Source organism: Cobetia sp. 1AS1, assembly GCF_029846435.1.
GTDB lineage: Bacteria > Pseudomonadota > Gammaproteobacteria > Pseudomonadales > Halomonadaceae > Cobetia > Cobetia amphilecti.
In genome coordinates, this window is the sequence record NZ_JARWKU010000001.1 from 531,059 (window position 1) to 550,159 (window position 19,101).

Consider the following 19,101-nt stretch of genomic DNA (forward strand, 5'->3'; position numbering starts at 1 on the left):
TCACGTGATGCGCGGTTGTCATATCCCGGAAATATCAAGAGCTGCCGCACATGCCAATATTTACCTCATCGCAAGTGACATGGTAAGTAGCAGCCAGGCAGGTCATGGGATGTTGGTCTTACAGGGCAGGATATCAAGAAGGCGAAATCCAGAATGAATAGTGTGACACTTGACGATGTGGCAAGACACGCGGGCGTGTCGCCGGCGACGGTTTCGCGGTATCTCAATAACCCGGATATCGTCAGTGAGCGCACCAAGCTCAAGATAGAGAAGTCGATATCGACGACTGGCTACGTCCCACATGCCGCGGCGCGTGCCCTGGCATCCAACAAGTCACGCATGATCGGCGCTATCGTCCCGTCATTGGACAACACACTTTTCGGCCACTCACTCGAAGAGTTTCATCAGTATATTTCCAATTCCGGCTATACCATGGTGGCGGCGTCGTCTCGCTATGATGTCGAGGAAGAGCGTGAACAGATCATCCAGATGGTGGCGCATGGCGTGGATGCATTGCTGTTGGTAGGCCTGTCACGGGATGACGGTATCTATGACCTTCTCAACGCGAAGGGCATCCCCTATGTCATCAACTGGTCCATCGATACGACATTGCGACACCCCTGCATCGGTTTCGACAATCATGACGCTGCCAGCAAGGTGACTCAGTACCTGTTGGACCTGGGGCACCGCGACTTCGCGATGATTTCCGGGCGGCTGGAAGGCAATGATCGTGCGCAGCACCGCTTGCGGGGGATACGGGAGACATTGGCTGAGCACGGAATCGTCATGCCCGATACGTCTGTCATACAGAGTCCCTTCGGCGTGGAGCATGGCCAGCAGGGGTTTCGGGAGCTGATGTCACGCGACAGCAAGCCAACCGCCATCATCTGTGGCTCGGACCCCTTTGCTTACGGGGCGATCTTCGAAAGCAGAATCATGGGCATCGATGTGCCGCGGGAGGTCTCCATCACCGGCTTTGATGACACCTGGCTGGCCGAGCACCTGACGCCGGCTCTGACGACACTGCGAACACCGCAACGCCGGATGGGGGTACTGGCAGCTGAATACCTGATCGCACGGTTGAAGGAGCAGGCGCATCCGGTCCCCGCCTTGCTGGACGTCGAGCTGGTAGTACGCGACTCCTGTGCGCCCCCGCGTTCCTGATCGAGAGGCCCGTTCACTGCAGTACGTCATTTGTCGCTTGCGCTCCCCATTGTCGCGCTTGCCCGCCCCGCGCATGGCTTCCTGACCTCTGTCCCTCATTTCACCCCTCAGTCCATGAGGGGAGATGTCATTCTCCGGCCATGGCGCATGGCTGGCTGCTTGAACACACCTCCTGTTTCGCCACCTGTCGCCTGGTGCGCATTTCCTCTGATTTCTCTTCTGCCAACATCGTCTATCGCATTGCGATCCTTCGTCTGGTGCCTTCCCATGGCCCCTTGGGCGATCACGAAGAGGGGGCGGCCGTGATTTTTTTCATGCTCCCGTGTTACCAGCCTGCCAATGAACCCGCGATTGTAATCACTTCTCAGGACTGCCTTTCTTTCAGAAGGCGATAGCAATTGCTTTGTGCCGAATCCTTGCCAGTTGTTTCCACTGGATAGCGCGCTAGGTTGATTCCGCGTTGGACTGGTGTGGGAAGGGGCCTATTTGCTTAGAGGTAAAAAAGTGAGCTGGCGTACCTTGTCAGCCCTGAATTCTACTGCTAGAAATGAAAGCGCTTTCATTCATTGTGATGCACGGCCGAAAGACACCGCCCAAGGAACAAGTACAACGCTGAGATGAGCCCGTTCGTGCCGGTAATGTTTGATGTTTTATCAATAAGAACAAGCTGAGGAATATCAATGAAGACACATGCAAAAGTCGTCGTCATCGGCGGTGGGATTGGCGGTTGCAGCACGCTGTATCACCTGACCAAGGAAGGGTGGACAGACGTGGTGCTGGTGGAGCGCAACGAACTGACCTCAGGGACGACCTGGCATTCTGCTGCACAGGTGACCAACTTCGGCGCGGTTCAGACGATGGTGGGACTGAAGAGTCACAGCATCAAGCTCTACAAGGAGCTGGCCCAGGACCCGGATCACCCCATCAATTACCACCATGCCACCGGGGGGATCCGCCTGGCGTCGACCCAGGAACATATGGATGGCTATAAGCACTTCATCTCCCTGGCCAAGGGCATGGGGGTCGACTTTGAACTGATCGATGCTCAGGAGTGTGCCAAGCGTCATCCGCTGCTGGAGGCCGATGAAGAGCTGTTGGGCGGCCTTTGGGACCCACTCGATGGCGATATTGATCCGGCCCAGCTGACCCAGGCGCTGGCACGTGGGGCGCGTAAAGCCGGGGCGGATATCTATCGCCACAACCCGGTGGAGAATGTCTATCAGAAACCCGATGGCGAGTGGGTCGTACAGACCAAGAATGGCGATATCACCTGCGAGATCATCGTCAACGCCTGCGGGTACCGGGTAAACGAAGTCGGCAAGATGCTGGGAGTCGAGTATCCCGTCATCTCGATGGAGCACATGTATTTCCTGACCGAGTCGCTACCCGAGCTGGAAGCCCGCGAGGAACGTGTCCCGCTGCTGCGTGACCCGCGTGATGACTTCTACAGCCGTCAGGAGAAGAAAGGTCTGCTGGTCGGTATCTACGAACAACGCTGCAAGACCTGGGGCATGGACGGTATCGACCCCAACTTCGTCAATGCCCTGTGCCCGGATGATCTGGACCGCTGCCTGGACAACATGGAGCGTGTCTTCAAGCGCATGCCATGCCTTGAGCGCACCGGGATTCACAGCATCATCAATGGCCCCATCACCTATTCTGCCGATGGCAACCCGCTGGTCGGCAAGACCCCGGGGCTGACCAATGCCTATTCCATCATCGGCCTGCGTGCCGGGCTGGGTGAAGGTGGCGGTCACGGCAAGATTCTGGCCGAACTCATCGTGCATGGTGAATCCGAGTGGGACACCTGGTGTCTGGACCCGGCGCGCTTCACCGGCCATGCCAATACCGAGTTCACCGCGCTGAAGGCGATCGAGGACTATCAGAATGAATTCCGCTTCCACATGCCGCATGAGCATCGTGACGCGGGACGTCTGGCCAAGACCACGCCGTTGTATTCCGTGTTGAAGGAGAAGGGCGCCGAGTTCGGCACCGTCAATGGCTGGGAGCGTGCACTGTTCTACAAGCCGACGCCGGACTTCGAGTTCAAGCACAGCTTCCGCTTTACCGAGGTGGACAAGATCGTCGCCGAAGAGGTCAAGGCGGTGCATGAAAATGTCGGCCTGATGGAAGTCAGCGGTTTCAACCGCTACGAGATCAAGGGGCCCAAGGCGGCAGAATGGCTGGATAGCCTGATGTGCGGCAATGTGCCGAAGAAGGTCGGCCGTGTGGGGCTGTGCTACTTCCTGACCGACAAGGGCAATGTCGCCGGTGAGGCGACGCTGGCCAAGTTGGCCGATGATCGCTTCTGGTACGGCTCTGCCGCTGCCGCCGAATATCACGACATGGAATGGCTGAAAGCGCACCTGCCGGATTGTGGTGTCGAGCTGGTCCCCATGACCAATTCACACACCATCCTGGTCGTGAGCGGGCCGAAGTCACGTGATTTGTTGGCCTCTCTCTCGCCACGCACCGACTGGAGCAACCAGGCATTCCCGTGGCTGACGGCCAAGAAGGTCTATATCGGTCATGCCGAGGCCATGGCGCTGCGGGTGAGTTTCAGCGGGGAACTGGGTTGGGAGCTGCACGTCCCCAACGAGCAACTCTATCTGGCCTACAAGCTGCTGGATGAAGCAGGACAAGCCTTTGATCTGAAGCCCTTCGGCTCACTGGCTACGGAATCCATGCGTCTCGAGAAGAGCTATCGCCACTGGAAAGCCGATCTGATCACCGAATTTGATCCCTTCGAGAGTGACCTGGGCCGCTTCGTGAAGATGGACAAGCCGACCTTCCCGGGCAAGGAAGCGCTGCTGGCCAAGGAAGGCAAGCCGATGCGCCGCAAATTCGTCACCCTGGTGGTCGATTGCCAGCATGCGGCCGCGCACCCCGGTGATTCCATCTACGCCGATGGCAAGGTGGTCGGCACCGTGACATCGGCTGGCTACGGCTATCGGGTCAACAAGAACATCGCCATGGGCTTCGTGAACCCGGAGCACGCTGAAGAGGGCGCGGATCTGCATGTCGACATCATCGGTGAGCAGCATGCGGCACGTGTCGTGGCGGGGCCATTGCTCGATCCCGACAATGCGTTGCTCAAGTCATGACGTTCGCGTGAGGTCTTGAGTCATCACATTGCAGTGCCGTGATGCGTTTCGTTGAGCAATGTTGAGAGCACCTCTCTGTCGTTGTTGTCTGGCGGGCCGTCACGGCCCTGCCGAGAGGTGCTGTCTCTCAATCACTGTTTCTCAATTACTGTTTCTCAAACACTCACTGCCTCTCAAACAATCATCGTCTCGCGCACACCGTTGCTTACAACACTACAAATCGACGCTAGTCGTGGAGGGATCGCATGAAGATTCTGGTAGGTGTCAAACGTGTCATCGATCACAACGTGCAAGTCAGGGTCAAGGCCGATGGCTCCGGGGTGGATCTCGACAACATCAAGATGGCCATCAACCCCTTTGATGAGGTGGCCGTCGAACAGGCCATCACACTGAAGGAAGCCGGCGTCGCCGAGGAAGTCATCGTCGTCTCCATCGGGCCGGACAAGTCCCAGGAAACGCTGCGCCAGGCACTGGCAGTCGGAGCTGATAGAGCCATTCATGTGCCTTTCGACGGGAGTACCGAGTCGCTGTCAGTGGCCAAGGTCTTCAAGGCGCTGGTCGAGCGGGAAGGGGTGGACCTGGTCATGCTGGGCAAGCAGGCCATCGATGATGACTGCAACCAGACCGCCCAGATGCTGGGCGCCATGATGGACTGGCCGCAAGGCACCTTCGCTTCGACGTTGACCACGACGGACGGTGCACTGGAAGTCGTACGCGAGGTCGACAACGGCCTGGAAACGTTGGCGTTGTCCTTACCGGCGGTGGTCAGTGTGGACCTGCGTCTGAATGAGCCGCGTTATGCCTCACTCCCGGCGATCATGAAAGCCAAGAAAAAGCCGCTGGAAACCGTGGAGGCCAGTGAGCTGGGCGTGGACCTCACGCCACGACTCGAGCTGGTGTCGATGAGCGAGATGCCGGCACGCGAATCCGGGGGAGTGTTGGTCAATTCGGCCGGCGAACTCGTGGAAAAACTCAAGAACGAAGCCACCGTCATTTAAGGAGTGCGTCATGTCGATTCTTGTCATCGTGGATCACGATAATCGTGAAATTGCCTCGGCCACTCTCAATACACTGACGGCGGCACATCAGCTAGGCAGTGACATCGACCTGCTGGTCATGGGGCATGACTGTGAGGCAGTCACCCAGGCGGCCGCTCGGTTCAGTGGAGTTCGTCAGGTAATGACGGTAGACGCAGCACAATTCGCGCTGCCGGCAGCAGAAGATATGGCACCGATCGTCAAGGGGTGTGCAGAGGGCTACACGCACCTGCTGGCCCCGGCCAACAGCTTCGGCAAGAACCTGATGCCGCGAGTGGCGGCGCTGCTCGATGTCGCGCAACTCTCCGATATCAGCGCGGTGGTGGACGCCAATACCTTCGAGCGCCCCATCTATGCCGGGAACGTGCTGGCGACCTATCGCAGCCAGGAGGCGACCAAGGTCATTACCGTACGCAGCACCAAGTTCGAGGCCTTCAGTGAAATGGAGGGAAGCGCAGAGTGTGTGGCATTGCCGGCGCCGTCACCGCAAGAGAAAGCCCGGGTCATGGGGCGCTCCGCGCCACAATCCGAGGGCCCGGAGCTCGCCACCGCCCGTGTGGTCATTTCAGGCGGGCGCGGCATGGGGAACGGTGAGAACTTCGCAATGCTCGACAGCGTGGCCAACAAGATGGGGGCTGCCGTGGGGGCCTCGCGTGCTGCAGTGGACGCCGGCTTCGTTCCCAACGACTACCAGGTTGGCCAGACCGGCAAGGTGGTCGCACCTGAGCTTTACATTGCTGTAGGCATCTCCGGCGCCATTCAACACCTGGCAGGCATGAAGGACGCCAAGGTCATCGTGGCCGTCAACAAGGATCCGGATGCCCCGATCTTCCAGGTCGCTGACTACGGTATCGTCGGTGATCTCTTCGAGGTCATGCCGCAATTCGATTCCGCTCTCTAAGAGCCCGACCCAGGAGCGTAAAAACAACAATCATGAAAAACAAGAATTCCTACATCCTCAAAGTCTCCTGCCCGGGACGTGTCGGCATCGTGGCGGCACTGGGCAACTTTATGTCGGACCGTGGTTGCTTCATCAAGGAACTGCATCAATTCGATGACCAGGAAACCGGTCGCTTCTTTTCGACCATCGAGTTTGTCTTTGAAGGGGATCGCACCTTCACGGTCGACCAGATGAAGGCGGCCTTTGAAGTCACTGCCATGAGTTTCGACATGGAGTGGGAAATCCATGATGCCTCGGAACGCGCCAAGGTGCTGATCATGGTGTCCAAATATGATCACTGTCTGCGTGACTTGCTGTATCGCCGTGCGACCGGCGAACTCATGATCGACATCACGGCCATCGTGTCCAATCACGAAGACCTGCGGGAGATGGCTGAGCGCGAAGGCATCGATTTCATCCATCTGCCAGTGACCAAGGAGACCAAGCCGCAACAGGAATCGCGCCTGCTGGAAATCATCCGCAGTACTGATACGGAACTGGTTGTCCTGGCACGTTACATGCAGATTCTCTCCGACACGCTGAGCAAGGAGCTGGCAGGGCGCTGCATCAATATCCACCACTCCTTCCTGCCCGGCTTCAAAGGGGCCAAGCCGTATTACCAGGCCTACGACCGTGGCGTGAAGCTGATCGGTGCCACCGCACATTACGTGACGGGAGACCTGGACGAGGGGCCCATCATCGAGCAGATGGTCGAGCGGGTCGACCATGCCCATGATCCGAAGCATCTCACCCAGGTCGGGCGTGACATGGAAGCGCAGGCGCTGGCGCGAGCTGTCAAATACCACGTCTCGCACCGTGTCTTCCAGAACGGATTGAGAACCGTCGTCTTCTGAGGCAGAGGAGTGGAGCAATGAATCAGCTGAGTGCCTCCCAGGCAATCGAAGAGACGTGCAGCATCGTGATCGATGGCAAGGCCTTCGCCAAGCGGCTGCGAGGCGAGGTGGCAGAGGAGGTTGCCATCTTCGCGGCCGAGACGGGACATCAACCGGGACTTGCGGTGGTGCTGGTCGGCAGTGATGCCGCCAGTCAGGTGTACGTCCGGACCAAGATGCGTCAGGCCGAAGAGGTCGGCATCGCCTCATTCCAGCATCTGCTGGGCGCTGAGACGACCGAGGCGAAATTGCTGTCACTGATCGCACTCTTGAATGAAGACGACAGTGTGGATGGCATTCTCGTACAACTGCCGTTGCCTGAGCATATCAATGAAAGCGCTGTCATCGAGGCGATCGATCCTGCCAAGGACGTCGATGGATTCCATCCCATCAATGTCGGCCGCCTGAGCGCAGGTGAGCCGGGCATGGTTCCCTGCACGCCACTGGGGTGTCTGTTGCTGCTGCAGGACCGCCTTGGTGATCTGTCCGGCTTGAAGGCTGTGGTGGTCGGTCGCTCCAACATCGTGGGCAAACCCATCGGTCAGTTGCTGCTCAATGCCAACTGCACGGTCACCACACTGCACTCGCGTAGTCGGGATATGGTGGCGGAGTGTCGGCGGGCGGATATCCTCGTCGTCGCCGTGGGCCTGCCCGGTGTGATAGGTGCCGAGCACATCAAGCCAGGGGCCACCGTCCTCGATGTCGGTATCAATCGCATCGAGAACGCCAAGGGCGAGACACGCCTGGTGGGGGATGTCGATTTTGACGCAGTGGTCAGCAAGGCCGGTGGCTTGACGCCGGTACCCGGGGGGATCGGTCCGATGACGGTTGCCTGCCTGATGCGCAATACCCTGGCGGCGGCGCGTCAGCGTTCACATACCTCGATGATCGGGTGAGGAGAGAGTCCATGAGTCAGGATGATCGTGAAGCCATGGAGTTTGATGTCGTCATCGTCGGAGCAGGCCCATCGGGCCTATCGGCTGCCTGTCGATTGATGCAGCAGGCGCAGGCAGCGGGGACGGAGCTGTCGGTCTGCGTCGTCGAGAAGGGCTCGGAAGTCGGTGCCCATATCCTGTCCGGCGCCATTCTGGAAGCGCGTGCCCTTGATGAGCTGTTCCCGGACTGGGAGGCGCGCGGGGCGCCCATCGGCGTGCCTGTGGCCGAGGACAAGGTGCTGTACCTGCCCAATCAGGAGCGCACGTTGCAATTTCCCGATTGGCTGGTGCCCAGGACACTTCATAACCAGGGCAATTACATCGTCAGTCTCGGCAATCTGTGTCGCTGGCTGGCTGAGCAGGCGGAGGCATTGGGGGTCGAGATATTCCCCGGATTCGCCGCCAGTGAGGTGCTGTATCACGACAATGGCGCCGTGAAGGGTATCGCCACCGGGGACATGGGGGTCAGTCGGGATGGCCAGCCCAACGACAGCTATATGCAGGGGATAGAGTTGCACGCCCGCTATACGCTGTTTGCCGAAGGCTGCCGGGGCCACCTGGGCAAGTCGCTCTATCAGAATTTCTCGCTGGACGCCGAGGCCGACAGTCAGCATTACGGTCTGGGTATCAAGGAGCTTTGGGATATCGCACCGGAGCGCCATCAGCCGGGGTTGGTCGTGCATGGCACTGGCTGGCCATTGAGCGATGGCACCTCAGGTGGCTTCTTCCTCTATCACGGCGACAAGCAGCAAGTGGTTGTCGGCTTGATCGTCGATCTGAATTACTCCAATCCGCATGTCAGTCCCTTCGATGAGTTCCAACGACTCAAACATCACCCGGCGCTGGCGCAATACCTGACGGGAGGCAAGCGCGTTTCCTACGGGGCGCGTGCCATCTGCAAGGGGGGCTACAACGCCTTGCCGAAGATGACCTTCCCGGGCGGGCTACTGATTGGCTGTAACGCGGGCACATTGAACTTCGCCAAGATCAAGGGCACACATACCGCGATGAAGTCGGGGTTGCTGGCGGCAGAGACTGTCTTTGAGGCACTGCAGCAAGGCGATAGCGGCGGCAATGAGCTGCATGAGTATCGCGAGCGCTTCCAGGCGTCCTGGGTGTACGAAGAGTTGTATGCCAGCCGCAATTTCGGGCCGGCATTGCACAGACTTGGGCCAGTGTTCGGCGGGGCCTTCAATTTCCTCGATCAGAATCTATTCCGAGGCAAACTGCCATTTCGTCTGCGCGATGATACCCCCGACCACGCTCAGATGAAGCCCGCCGAAAAATGCCGTGCCATCGAGTACCCCAAACCCGATGGCGTCCTCAGTTTCGACAAGCTGTCCTCGGTGTACCTCTCCAATACCCAGCATGCAGAAGACCAGCCCTGTCATTTGACACTGCAGGATGCGTCGATTCCGATCAGCGTCAACCTGCCCAGATATGAGGAACCGGCGCAGCGTTATTGCCCGGCTGGCGTATATGAAGTCGTGCAGGAAACGGCAGGCAAGCGCTTCCAGATCAACGCGCAGAACTGCCTTCACTGCAAGACCTGTGACATCAAGGACCCGGCACAGAACATTCGCTGGGTCGTGCCGGAAGGTGGCGGCGGGCCCAACTATCCCAACATGTAAGTCACTCATACCAAGACAACAACAATACAAGGAAGCAGTGATGATACCGATGAAACATATCACGTCGACATTGATACTCTCCCTGTCCAGTGGCCTGGCAAACGCTGCGGATGTCACCGTGGGCGTCCCCAATTGGCCAACCGCTGCGGCGACCAGCCACATTCTGAAAGTCGTGATGGAGGATTATCTCGGTCTGGAGGTCGGGATGCAGAATGGCACCAACGCAGTCATCTTCGAGGCGATGGACAAGGGCACTATCGATGTTCATCCCGAGGTGTGGCTCCCCAATCAGCAGAGTCTGCATGACAAGTACGTCAAGGAGCGCGGCACCGTGCTTCAGGACATGAATGGAGTGGAGGCAACACAGGGTATCTGTGTGACCCGAGAGGTATCAGAGCAATACGGCATCTCGTCCATCTATGATCTGACCAATCCCGAGACGGCGAAGCTATTTGATCGTGACGGGGATGGTTACGGCGAGCTGTGGGCGGGACCGCCTGCTGCTGCCTCCAGCATGGTCGAAAGAATCAAGGCCAAGAGCTACGGCTATGATCAGACCATGAAGCTCTACGAGCTGGACGAAACCCTGTTCGTCGCCGAGCTATCTGCCTCGGACAAGGCTGACAAGCCGATCGTCTTCTTCTGTTACAGCCCGCACCAGATGTTCCAGATGTATGACCTGGTCCATCTTGTGGAACCCCCGCATAACCCGGATACCTGGCATATCATCCAGCCGACTGATGACCCTGATTGGCTGGAGAAGTCCAATGCCGACAGCGCCTGGCCGGAGGCCGCGCTCTATATCCATTACGCCAGGAAGCTCGAGTCCGAGCAACCTGCTGCCGCGAACCTTCTGAGTCATGTAAATCTGGATCTCGAACAGATCAATGACATGAGTTACGCCCTGACCGTCGACAAGAAAGACCCTGAGGCCTACGCCCATGAATGGGTGGCTGACCACGCGGATCTTGTGGAGTCATGGCTTGCGCAGTGACGCCATGCATGACAATCGACTGACAAGTGAGACGACTCCTGCCTTTCCATGAGGGAAAGGCATCAGTCATGGAATCGCCCACTGGCTTGACTAGAGTCACGGCGCTGCCGACAGGACAAGGGGTACGCATCATGCAGGAAACGGTCATTCGCCTGGAGGGTGTCTGGAAAATCTTTGGTCAAAACCCTTCGGATGTCTTGAAGGCCATTGAAGAAGAGGATCTGGACAAAGCCAGTGTCAGAGACAGATACGACTGTGTCGTCGGGATCTCTGATGTCTCCTTCAGCGTCGAGCGCGGTGAGATATTTTGCATCATGGGGTTATCGGGCAGTGGCAAGTCGACCTTGATTCGCCACTTCAATCGGCTCATTGAACCTACCTCAGGCACCATCGAGGTGCTTGGCAAAGACATGGCGACACTGTCGCGCGATGAATTACGTGATATACGCGCCAAGAATATTGGCATGGTCTTTCAGCACATGGCATTGCTTCCCCATCGCAGTGTGCTGGATAACGTCGCCTTTCCGCTCGAGGTCCAGGGAATTCCCAAGTCCAAGCGTTGGGATATCTCCCAACATGCCCTGTCCCTCGTCAATCTCGATGGCTATGAGGATTATTACCCCTCTCAACTTTCCGGGGGGATGCAGCAGCGTGTTGGCTTGGCGAGGGCGTTGGCCAGTGACCCGGAAGTGTTGTTGATGGATGAGCCATTCAGTGCACTGGATCCCTTGATTCGCCGTGAGCTTCAGGATCAGTTCGTGACGCTGACCAAGACGCTCAAGAAGACCACCATCTTCATCACTCATGACCTGGATGAGGCAATCCGTATCGGCGATAGGATCGCCATCATGAAGGATGGCCAGCTGGTGCAGGTGGGAACGCCCGAGCAGATCGTCATGCATCCTGAAGACGATTACGTACGTGAATTCGTCAAGGATATCTCGAACCTCAAACTCATCTCGGCCAGCGCGATCATGCAGGAGATCGATGTCGAGATGCTCAGTGATGCAGATGCGATGCGCCAGGCACCACGTGTCACACAAGAGACGTCTCTGGAAGCATTGATCGAGGTATCCACCTCCAGCGACTTGCCCGTACTCGTGACGCAGAGCGATGGCGAGGAGGTCGGCATGATTACCAAGGACAGGCTGCTGTTGGGTATCCGGGGAGGGCAACAGGATGAAAGATAACGTGAAGCCATCGACGGTGTCAGGAACCGACCATTCGGTTCAGAATTTTGCCGACAGAAACGGCAAGTACTACGAGACACAATTCCACAAGGTGCAGTCACATACCGGCATGGCATGGACCTTCAATGTCACTGCTGCCGTCTTTGGCCCCCTGTGGGCAGCATCACGTCATCTCTGGGGCATGTTCTGGTTGAGTGCGATCGCCTGTCTGTTGGCGATGGTGCAGATCGGCAAGGGCCTCTGGGGGGAGCTGGGAGCAGAGCAGATCTCCCGTGCCACTGGCTTGATGGCCAAGTCAGAGGAAATGGCCGAGAAGGCCAGGCTGGCCCTCGAGGCGGGGGCGGCCAACGCGGACTCCCTGCAACGTGCCTCGGATAACCTGCAGCAAGCCGCGGAAAGGATGATGACGGCCGCCAATGCCTCAGCCTCAGGCGGCAATGAGTTGATGCTGTGGGGTGGGGTCGCCCTGGCGGTGATCATGGTCGTACAGGGGCTGGTCGCGATTCCCGTCTATGAGAAGAAGTACTGCCGCTGGCGGGTCAACAAGCGGGAACGTAGTGGTTTCAGCTGGCTGAGTCTCTTCTATGGGGTGCTTGCCCTGGTGCTGATATACCCGGTCACCCTCTATCGCTACACGGTTGAGAAGCCGGTCAGCTGGTTGCTGGCATTCCCCAGCAATCAGGCCATCTACTCTTCTACGGCCAGCTGGACCGACGGTGTCTTTGATTACATCGCCCTTCACGGCGGGAGTGTCTTTGACGGCATCGCCAACGGCATCAGCCTGTTGCTCGACACGCTTGAAGTCATTCTGGTCGATACGCCCTGGCCGGTGATCATGATCCTGACGCTGGTCATGGCCTGGCGTCTGGCGGGGCCCAGAGTCGCCATTTTCACTGCAGCGGCCCTGGGCTACCTGGCATTCCTGGGCTTCTGGGAAAAGAGCATGTCGACGATAGCGCTACTCGGGGCCGCCGCCACGATCTGTGTGCTCATCGGTGTACCGCTTGGCATCTGGTGTGCCAAGAACCGGTATGCGCATGCCGTCACGGAGCCGGTGTTGGACTTCATGCAGACCATGCCTGCCTTCGTCTATCTGATACCCATCATCGCGTTCTTCGGGACAGGCAAGCCGCCTGGGATCATGGCGACCATCATCTTCGGGCTGCCACCGGTCGTCAGGCTGACAGCATTGGGCATTCGTCAGGTGCCACCCACCATCGTGGAGGCGGCATTGGCCTTCGGCTGCACGCGACGCAAGCTGCTGCTCGATGTCGAGATTCCCTTGGCGATGCCCAACATCATGACAGGGGTCAATCAGACGATTCTGATGTGCCTGTCGATGGTGGTCATCGCCTCCCTGATCGGTGCCGAGGGCTTGGGGTCTGATGTGCTGATGGCGCTGCAGTACGCCGCCAAGGGGCAAGGATTGTTGGCCGGTATCGCCATACTGCTGTGCGCCATGGTGATTGACCGTATCGTGCAGGGGCGCTTCAAGAGCGTGGCGTGACCCGCCACTGCCACTTGGCAAGCGAGAAGGACAGAGAGCGCAGAAGGACGAAGAGCGCAGAAGGACAGAGATAGACGACAAGGGCCCGCTGCATCAGCAGCGGGCCCTTGTCGTTGTGATGCACTGCTGGCGGGTCAGCGCACATCTGTTCGCGTCAGCTGCCAATTGGCATGGCTCAGCGCTGCTTGAGCTGATCACGCAGGCCGGTCGGAACCTGCTTGATGATCAGACGGTCACTCGCTTCATCGTATTCCACCGAGTCGCCCAGCAGGTGCGAGTCAAAGCTGATCGAGACACCCGCGGCGCGCCCGGTGAAACGCTTGAACTGGTTGAGCGTCTTCTTGTCCGGCGGGATTTCCGGCGACAGTCCGTAGTCACTGTTGCGAATGTGATCGTAGAAGGCCTGTGGGTGCTCTTCATCGATCAGCTCAGACAGCTGGTCCAGCGTGATCGGCTCGCCGAGCTTGGCCTGATCGGTGGCGTAATCGACCAGGGTGTCGGTCTTCTGCCGGCTGGCTTCCTCGGCCATGTCTTCCTTCTCGACATAGTCGCTGAAGGCCTTCAGCAGGGTGCGGGTTTCCTGGCCGGCATCCCGCTGCTCCTGTGCGCCCAGCGTCTCGGCGAAAGCTTCGGCGAGCTTGGTGCGTCCGCGATCGCGCGCCCAGGACAGATAGGGGTGAGACGTCGAGCTGCCTTGCCACTGACTGATATCCAGTCGTGCGGCCAGCGACATCTGGGTCAGGTTGAGCTGTCGGGCGGGCGTTACCGCGAGGGACTCGTCGATCGCGAAGCCGTCACGATGGTGCAGCAACGCCATGAACAGGTGGCGCGTCTCGCCCTGTTGGTGATCCACCACCAGCAGATGGCCGCCTGTCGGGAGGTTGTCATCGATCAACGGCATGAGTCGACTGGCAAGCGTCTGGGTCAGGCTCGCGAAATCGGTATCACCTGCGAGGAAAGACGCCAGCTCGGCGGGGAAGGCGGCAGGTGCGTCTTCATTGAAACGCCCCCAGTTCTTGGCCTTGCCGTGGTAGGCATCATTGAGCCCGGACACCAGATCCTCCAGTGCATCGGATGCCGGCAGGGCGGTGGCGGCAGGCACCAGCTGGGCCGGCGTCTCGCTATTGCCCTTGTCGATACGGTGAATGATGCTGTGCAGGATCGGCATGGAAACCTCCCTCGGCTGCGATGAACGGGCTGGGGATGATACCTGCCACGCCCCATAGCGTCACTCCTGGCGACGCCTCCTCACGGACAGGTCTCGCCCTGGATCAGCTGTGTCGAGAGTCGGTGTGATGAGGCGGGCTCCAGCCCCAGAATCATTCGCGCGGCAAGGCGGCCTTTCTCGGTACTGTCCTGGTGGACGGTGGTCAGGCGCGGTGACCGATATTGTCCTTCCTCGATGCCATCGAAGCCGGTGATACGCAGATCCTCGGGAATTCGGATGCCACGTTGTTCGGCCAGGGTCACGGCGGTCAGAGCAATACGGTCTGACATGCACAGCAGGAGGTCTGGCCGCTCGCTGGCCGGCAGGTCGAGTATCTCTGCCAGCACCGGTGCGCAGACTTCATAGGTGTTTTCCTCGATGTTCCACATCGCGACGTCTTGCAAAGGAACCTCTCGCTCTGCCAGGGCGCGATGAAACCCCGCCAGACGCGAGCGAGTAATGGTACGGCCGGCCGGAAGCAGCGTATGGGCATCGGTGATGGGGCCATTGCAGGGCGTGTCGGTCAGGCGCAGGTTGACGATACCGATACGACTGGCGGGTGTCTGCAAGGCATGTTGCGCGATGGTGTAGCAGGCGGGCTCATCATCCACATGGATGGCGGGGTGATCGCCCAGATCGAAGTCGACGGCCACGATAGGCTTGTGACCCGCACTCTGGAGTTCTTCTACCAGCGCCATGCTGGCCATCAGCCCGTAGACGATGAAGCCATCGGCGATGCTGGAAGATCCGGGCACCTGGGAGGCATTCTGGCGGCCTGAAAGCAGCAGTAGGGTATGGCCGTGAGCATCCAGCACTTCCGCGATGCCCGACAGCAGTTCGCTGGCGACGGCGTCCTTGAGGCTGTAGGTCAGCGTCTCCGCGAGTACTACGGCGATGATCCGTGAGCGCCCCGTGCGCAGACTGCGCGCCTTGGCGTCCGGGCCACGGTAGCCAAGGCGTCTGGCCTCCTCGAGCACCCGCTCGCGCAATGCTGGCGAGAGCTGGTCGGGGCGGTTGAAGGCGTTGGAGACGCTGGCGGTGGAGACGCCGAGTTGTGCGGCTAGCTCCTTGAGAGTGATGCGGCGAGGCGATGACACAGGCGTCGGGTTCCTGAAGATGAAAAGCTTGAACGATTAAGTGCAGAGATAGCATATCGCCGCGTACCAGAAATGCCCAGAAAGTGTCGGAGTTGGCCGACCGAGCGGCCAACTGCGCACAAGGCGTCCAGCCGGGCAACGCCTGCTAGCGGTCCTGCTCTTGCGAGGTATCGGCTGGCACGACCAGCCAGGCTGCCATCCCCGGCGCCAGGCTCAATTGGCCTGCTTCAAGCGAGGGCGTTGCCATGCCGGGCAACGAGACGACCTCTATGGGGTCATGATGCTGGCCATGAGGCATTCGCGAGCCCAGCAGGGCAGGCAGGTCGAGCATGACGGGGGCGTTGTCGTGTTCCGAGGCGTGACCTGTCTCGTGTTCCAGATTGGCCAGGCACACCATCTGCTGGTGAGGGGTGTGGCGTATCACGCCAAAGACTCCCTTCGGCAGCACGGAAGGAGAGATGAGTGTCTGTTGCCCCGTCTTCAGCGTCGCATTCTCACGACGCAGTTCCAGCAGCCGGCGAACGCGATTCAGCAGGCTCTCGGGCGCCTCTTGTTGCAGCGAGACCGCCTGTGCCTGATGAGGGGCATGGACGGGTAGCCAGGGCGACAGGGAGTCGGCGCAGAAGCCACCGTTGCAACGGGGCTCCCACACCATGGGCGTGCGACAGCCATCGCGTCCCTTGACCTCGGGCCATAGCGCGATTCCGAAGGGGTCCTGCAGCTCCGCGTAGCTCAGCTCCGCTTCCTCGAATCCAAGCTCTTCGCCCTGATAGAGGCAGAGGCTGCCCCGCAATGAGCAGAGTACCGTCAGTGCCAGCAAGGCGCGTGCGCTCCCCCAGCGACTGGCACTGCGCGGAACATCATGATTGGACAATGCCCAGCACGGCCAGGCGTCCTCGCCATGCTCGGCAAAGCGTGCCAGAACGGCGTGCAAGTCCACGGCATCGCCCGTGCTGTTGAGCAGGTCGAAGGTGTAGGCCATATGCAGGCGGTGCTGGCCCGCGGTGTAGGCTGCCATGGCGGGAAGCGGGTCGCTGCCCCCGACCTCGCCGACGCTGGTGGCGCCGGGGTATTCCTCCAGCAGGGCACGAATCTCTTCCAGATAGTCGAGATTCTCCGGCTGATCCGCATTGTGTTTCAGCAGTTGATAGCTGCGGGGATGACCACGGCTACGGTAGTCGTCCGAGGACGGCGGATTGTCCGTCAGCGCCTGGTCATGGAAGTAGAAGTTGGCGGTGTCGAAGCGGAACCCGTCGACGCCCAGCTCCAGCCAGAAGCGCAGATTGTCGAGCTGTGCCTGACGCACCTCGGGATGATGGAAGTTGAGGTCCGGCTGGCTGGCGAGAAAGTTGTGCAGATAATACTGGCAGCGCCGTGAATCGAAGGTCCAGGCCGGGCCACCAAAGGCGGCTAACCAGTTGTTGGGCGCACCGCCATCCGGGCGCGGGTCTGCCCAGACATACCAGTCAGCCTTGGCATTGTCCCGGGATTGGCGACTTTCCCGGAACCACGCATGCTGATCTGAGCTGTGTGACAGCACCTGATCAATGATGACGCCCAACCCGAGCTCGTGTGCGCGGGCGACGAGCCGCGAGAAGTCCTCCAGAGTGCCGAACAGGGGATCGATGTCACGGTAGTCCGAGACGTCATAGCCGAAGTCCTGCATGGGCGAGGTGAAGATGGGGGAGACCCAGATGGCGTCCACCCCCAGGGTCGCGAGGTAGTCCAGACGTTGGATGATGCCGGCAATATCGCCGACACCATCGCCATTGGCGTCCATGAAGCTGCGCGGATAGATCTGATAGAGCGTTGCACCGCGCCACCAGTCGTGTGCGGCATGGCGATGGAGTTGGGTAGATGTCATTGCACGATCCTTGTTGTCAAGACGGCACGGGGCACGGGGCACGGGGCACGGGGCACGGGGCACGGGGCACGGGGCACGGGCAAGCAAGAGCGCCGGAAAGGCCCCGCGTCTCTGCGCGAGACCTTTCGGGCGTCATCAGTCTGCAGGCGCAAGGCCTGGCGGGGTGAGGCCGTTGGCGTTACCAGCCGCGGCGTCCGATGCGGGTGAGTTCTCTCCCGAGCGCTTCCACCGCCTGAGTACCGGTCTCCTCGCCCGACAGCACCTGATGGGTGCGGTTGAAGAAGGCATTGGAGACGCGTGCGTAGGCATCTCCCGTCACCGAGGCCGGGCGCGCGACGCCGGTTCTGAGCGCTTCATAGAGCTCGCCCATCGAGGGGTTGCTCGCCAGCACCTCGTCATCCTGATAGAGGTGTTCGATGGTGGGGTTGCGCCCCATCTTCATGGCGTGGGCCTTCTGCTGCGGAGCGGCGGTGATGTAGGCGACCAGCTCCGCTGCGGCCTGTGGGTGCTCCGAGTAGCGTGATACCGCAAGATTCCAACCGCCCAGGGTTGCGCGTGACTCGCCCTGCGGGCCATGCGGGAGGGGCGCCATGCCGACCTTGCCTGCCACCGGACTGCCCTCGGCCTGGCTGAGCTTCCAGACATAGGGCCAGTTACGCAGGAACAGCGCATTGCCCGACTGGAACAACCCACGTGACTCCTCCTCGGTATGATTCAGCGCACCTTCCGGAGCGATGCTGCCGATCCAGGAGGCGGCAAGGTCGAGTGCCTCGGCGGCGCGCGAGTTGTCGATGGTGACCTCACCGGCATCATCCACCAGGGTGCCGCCGCCCTGGCTTGCAACCCACTCCAGTGCGTTGCAGGTCAGCCCCTCGTAGGCGCGCCCCTGGAAGCTGTATCCCCAGAAATCGGCATTGCCGGCGTCGCGTTCCGCCGCCTGGATCGTGCGCGCCGTCTCGGTGAGTTGCTGCCAGGTCTCCGGCACCTGCTGGTCGTATTTTTCCAGCAGGTCCTTGCGGTAATAGAGCACGCCCGCGTCGGTGTACCAGGGCATGGCCACCAGACGTCCCGCTACGGTGCCGTTGTCGACCAGCGCGGGGAAGAAGCCCTCGGTGGCATCGTCGGGCAGGTAACGGGAAAGGTCGACCAGGTGATCGTCGAGCAGCCCTGGCCACGCCATGTCGACGATCAGCACGTCGATGTCACTGGAGCCGCTGCTCAGCAGCTGCTGATACAGCGAGAGCTTCTCGGTGGTGTCGTTGGGAGTGGAGATCACATTGACACGATTGCCGGACTGCTCGGCCCATTGCTGGGCGAGCTCCGGACACATGTCGGAATCTCCGCCGGGGCCACAGGCAATCGTGACCTCGGTGGCCAGTGCGAGGGGGGCCGTCAATGAGGCCCCGCTCAACAGCAGGGCACCGGCGCTACCCTTGAGGGTCGTGAGCATCCGTTGGCGTGGGGTGCTGATAACAGAAGGCATGGCGTGCGACTCCATCATTGTGATTGTTGTTGCGGCGTCCGGGATGACCGTCATC

At 59.9% G+C, this 19,101-nt stretch carries 14 protein-coding genes; 10 read left to right on the plus strand and 4 right to left on the minus strand.

Annotation, left to right across the window (positions count from 1 at the left end):
- Positions 1-153 precede the first annotated feature (153 nt).
- The 10 genes from QD280_RS02300 (at position 154) to QD280_RS02345 (ending at position 13,395) form a co-directional block, all read left to right on the plus strand.
- Entirely contained in the window at positions 154-1,164 is a 1,011-nt protein-coding gene (locus QD280_RS02300; RefSeq protein WP_248379047.1) for a LacI family DNA-binding transcriptional regulator, read from the plus strand.
- Positions 1,165-1,844: 680 nt separating this feature from the next.
- On the plus strand, positions 1,845-4,268 hold the full coding sequence (locus QD280_RS02305; protein WP_279838179.1) for an FAD-dependent oxidoreductase: 2,424 nt from the start codon (positions 1,845-1,847) through the stop codon (positions 4,266-4,268).
- Between the two features lie 245 nt (positions 4,269-4,513).
- Positions 4,514-5,266 (plus strand): electron transfer flavoprotein subunit beta/FixA family protein, encoded by a 753-nt coding sequence (locus tag QD280_RS02310; protein WP_054555819.1) that lies wholly within the window; start codon positions 4,514-4,516, stop codon positions 5,264-5,266.
- 10 nt (positions 5,267-5,276) lie between these two features.
- On the plus strand, positions 5,277-6,206 hold the full coding sequence (locus QD280_RS02315) for an FAD-binding protein (RefSeq protein ID WP_054555820.1): 930 nt from the start codon (positions 5,277-5,279) through the stop codon (positions 6,204-6,206).
- A 32-nt stretch (positions 6,207-6,238) separates the two neighbouring features.
- Positions 6,239-7,099, plus strand: coding sequence for a formyltetrahydrofolate deformylase (purU, locus tag QD280_RS02320; protein ID WP_279838180.1), 861 nt, complete (start codon positions 6,239-6,241; stop codon positions 7,097-7,099).
- A 17-nt stretch (positions 7,100-7,116) separates the two neighbouring features.
- Positions 7,117-8,034: a bifunctional methylenetetrahydrofolate dehydrogenase/methenyltetrahydrofolate cyclohydrolase FolD gene (gene folD, locus QD280_RS02325; RefSeq protein WP_279838181.1), complete on the plus strand. Its 918-nt coding sequence runs from the start codon at positions 7,117-7,119 to the stop codon at positions 8,032-8,034.
- 11 nt (positions 8,035-8,045) lie between these two features.
- Complete coding sequence (locus QD280_RS02330; protein WP_279838182.1) at positions 8,046-9,704, plus strand: electron transfer flavoprotein-ubiquinone oxidoreductase; 1,659 nt, start codon at positions 8,046-8,048, stop codon at positions 9,702-9,704.
- A 49-nt stretch (positions 9,705-9,753) separates the two neighbouring features.
- A complete protein-coding gene (locus QD280_RS02335; RefSeq protein ID WP_279838183.1) occupies positions 9,754-10,698 on the plus strand; it encodes a glycine betaine ABC transporter substrate-binding protein in 945 nt (314 codons plus the stop codon).
- Positions 10,699-10,766: 68 nt separating this feature from the next.
- Positions 10,767-11,888 carry a glycine betaine/L-proline ABC transporter ATP-binding protein gene (locus QD280_RS02340; protein ID WP_279838184.1) on the plus strand — a complete coding sequence of 374 codons (1,122 nt, stop codon included), beginning with the start codon at positions 10,767-10,769 and terminating at the stop codon, positions 11,886-11,888.
- Entirely contained in the window at positions 11,878-13,395 is a 1,518-nt protein-coding gene (locus QD280_RS02345; RefSeq protein WP_279838185.1) for a proline/glycine betaine ABC transporter permease, read from the plus strand. The genes QD280_RS02340 and QD280_RS02345 overlap by 11 nt, the downstream gene beginning before the upstream one ends.
- A gap of 175 nt (positions 13,396-13,570) precedes the next feature.
- Here QD280_RS02345 and QD280_RS02350 read toward each other — a convergent pair whose 3' ends face one another.
- From QD280_RS02350 to QD280_RS02365, 4 genes are all read right to left on the minus strand, one after another.
- Positions 13,571-14,563 (minus strand): nucleoid-associated protein, encoded by a 993-nt coding sequence (locus QD280_RS02350; RefSeq protein ID WP_279838186.1) that lies wholly within the window; start codon positions 14,561-14,563, stop codon positions 13,571-13,573.
- Between the two features lie 80 nt (positions 14,564-14,643).
- Positions 14,644-15,699, minus strand: a complete 1,056-nt coding sequence (locus QD280_RS02355) for a LacI family DNA-binding transcriptional regulator (RefSeq protein WP_279838187.1) — start codon at positions 15,697-15,699, stop codon at positions 14,644-14,646.
- Positions 15,700-15,844: 145 nt separating this feature from the next.
- Positions 15,845-17,563 carry an alpha-amylase family glycosyl hydrolase gene (locus QD280_RS02360; protein WP_279838188.1) on the minus strand — a complete coding sequence of 573 codons (1,719 nt, stop codon included), beginning with the start codon at positions 17,561-17,563 and terminating at the stop codon, positions 15,845-15,847.
- 178 nt (positions 17,564-17,741) lie between these two features.
- Positions 17,742-19,046 (minus strand): ABC transporter substrate-binding protein, encoded by a 1,305-nt coding sequence (locus tag QD280_RS02365; protein ID WP_279838189.1) that lies wholly within the window; start codon positions 19,044-19,046, stop codon positions 17,742-17,744.
- Positions 19,047-19,101 lie beyond the last annotated feature (55 nt).

What these genes read in the sequence shown, in the direction of transcription:
- QD280_RS02300 (WP_248379047.1), top strand. Translation starts at nt 154, where the DNA reads ATGAATAGTGTGACACTTGACGATGTGGCAAGACACGCGGGCGTGTCG.
- QD280_RS02335 (WP_279838183.1), top strand. Translation starts at nt 9,754, where the DNA reads ATGAAACATATCACGTCGACATTGATACTCTCCCTGTCCAGTGGCCTG.
- QD280_RS02330 (WP_279838182.1), top strand. Translation starts at nt 8,046, where the DNA reads ATGAGTCAGGATGATCGTGAAGCCATGGAGTTTGATGTCGTCATCGTC.
- purU (WP_279838180.1), top strand. Translation starts at nt 6,239, where the DNA reads ATGAAAAACAAGAATTCCTACATCCTCAAAGTCTCCTGCCCGGGACGT.
- QD280_RS02345 (WP_279838185.1), top strand. Translation starts at nt 11,878, where the DNA reads ATGAAAGATAACGTGAAGCCATCGACGGTGTCAGGAACCGACCATTCG.
- QD280_RS02340 (WP_279838184.1), top strand. Translation starts at nt 10,767, where the DNA reads ATGGAATCGCCCACTGGCTTGACTAGAGTCACGGCGCTGCCGACAGGA.
- QD280_RS02315 (WP_054555820.1), top strand. Translation starts at nt 5,277, where the DNA reads ATGTCGATTCTTGTCATCGTGGATCACGATAATCGTGAAATTGCCTCG.
- QD280_RS02360 (WP_279838188.1), bottom strand. Translation starts at nt 17,563, where the DNA reads ATGACATCTACCCAACTCCATCGCCATGCCGCACACGACTGGTGGCGC.
- QD280_RS02350 (WP_279838186.1), bottom strand. Translation starts at nt 14,563, where the DNA reads ATGCCGATCCTGCACAGCATCATTCACCGTATCGACAAGGGCAATAGC.
- QD280_RS02305 (WP_279838179.1), top strand. Translation starts at nt 1,845, where the DNA reads ATGAAGACACATGCAAAAGTCGTCGTCATCGGCGGTGGGATTGGCGGT.
- folD (WP_279838181.1), top strand. Translation starts at nt 7,117, where the DNA reads ATGAATCAGCTGAGTGCCTCCCAGGCAATCGAAGAGACGTGCAGCATC.
- QD280_RS02365 (WP_279838189.1), bottom strand. Translation starts at nt 19,046, where the DNA reads ATGCCTTCTGTTATCAGCACCCCACGCCAACGGATGCTCACGACCCTC.
- QD280_RS02310 (WP_054555819.1), top strand. Translation starts at nt 4,514, where the DNA reads ATGAAGATTCTGGTAGGTGTCAAACGTGTCATCGATCACAACGTGCAA.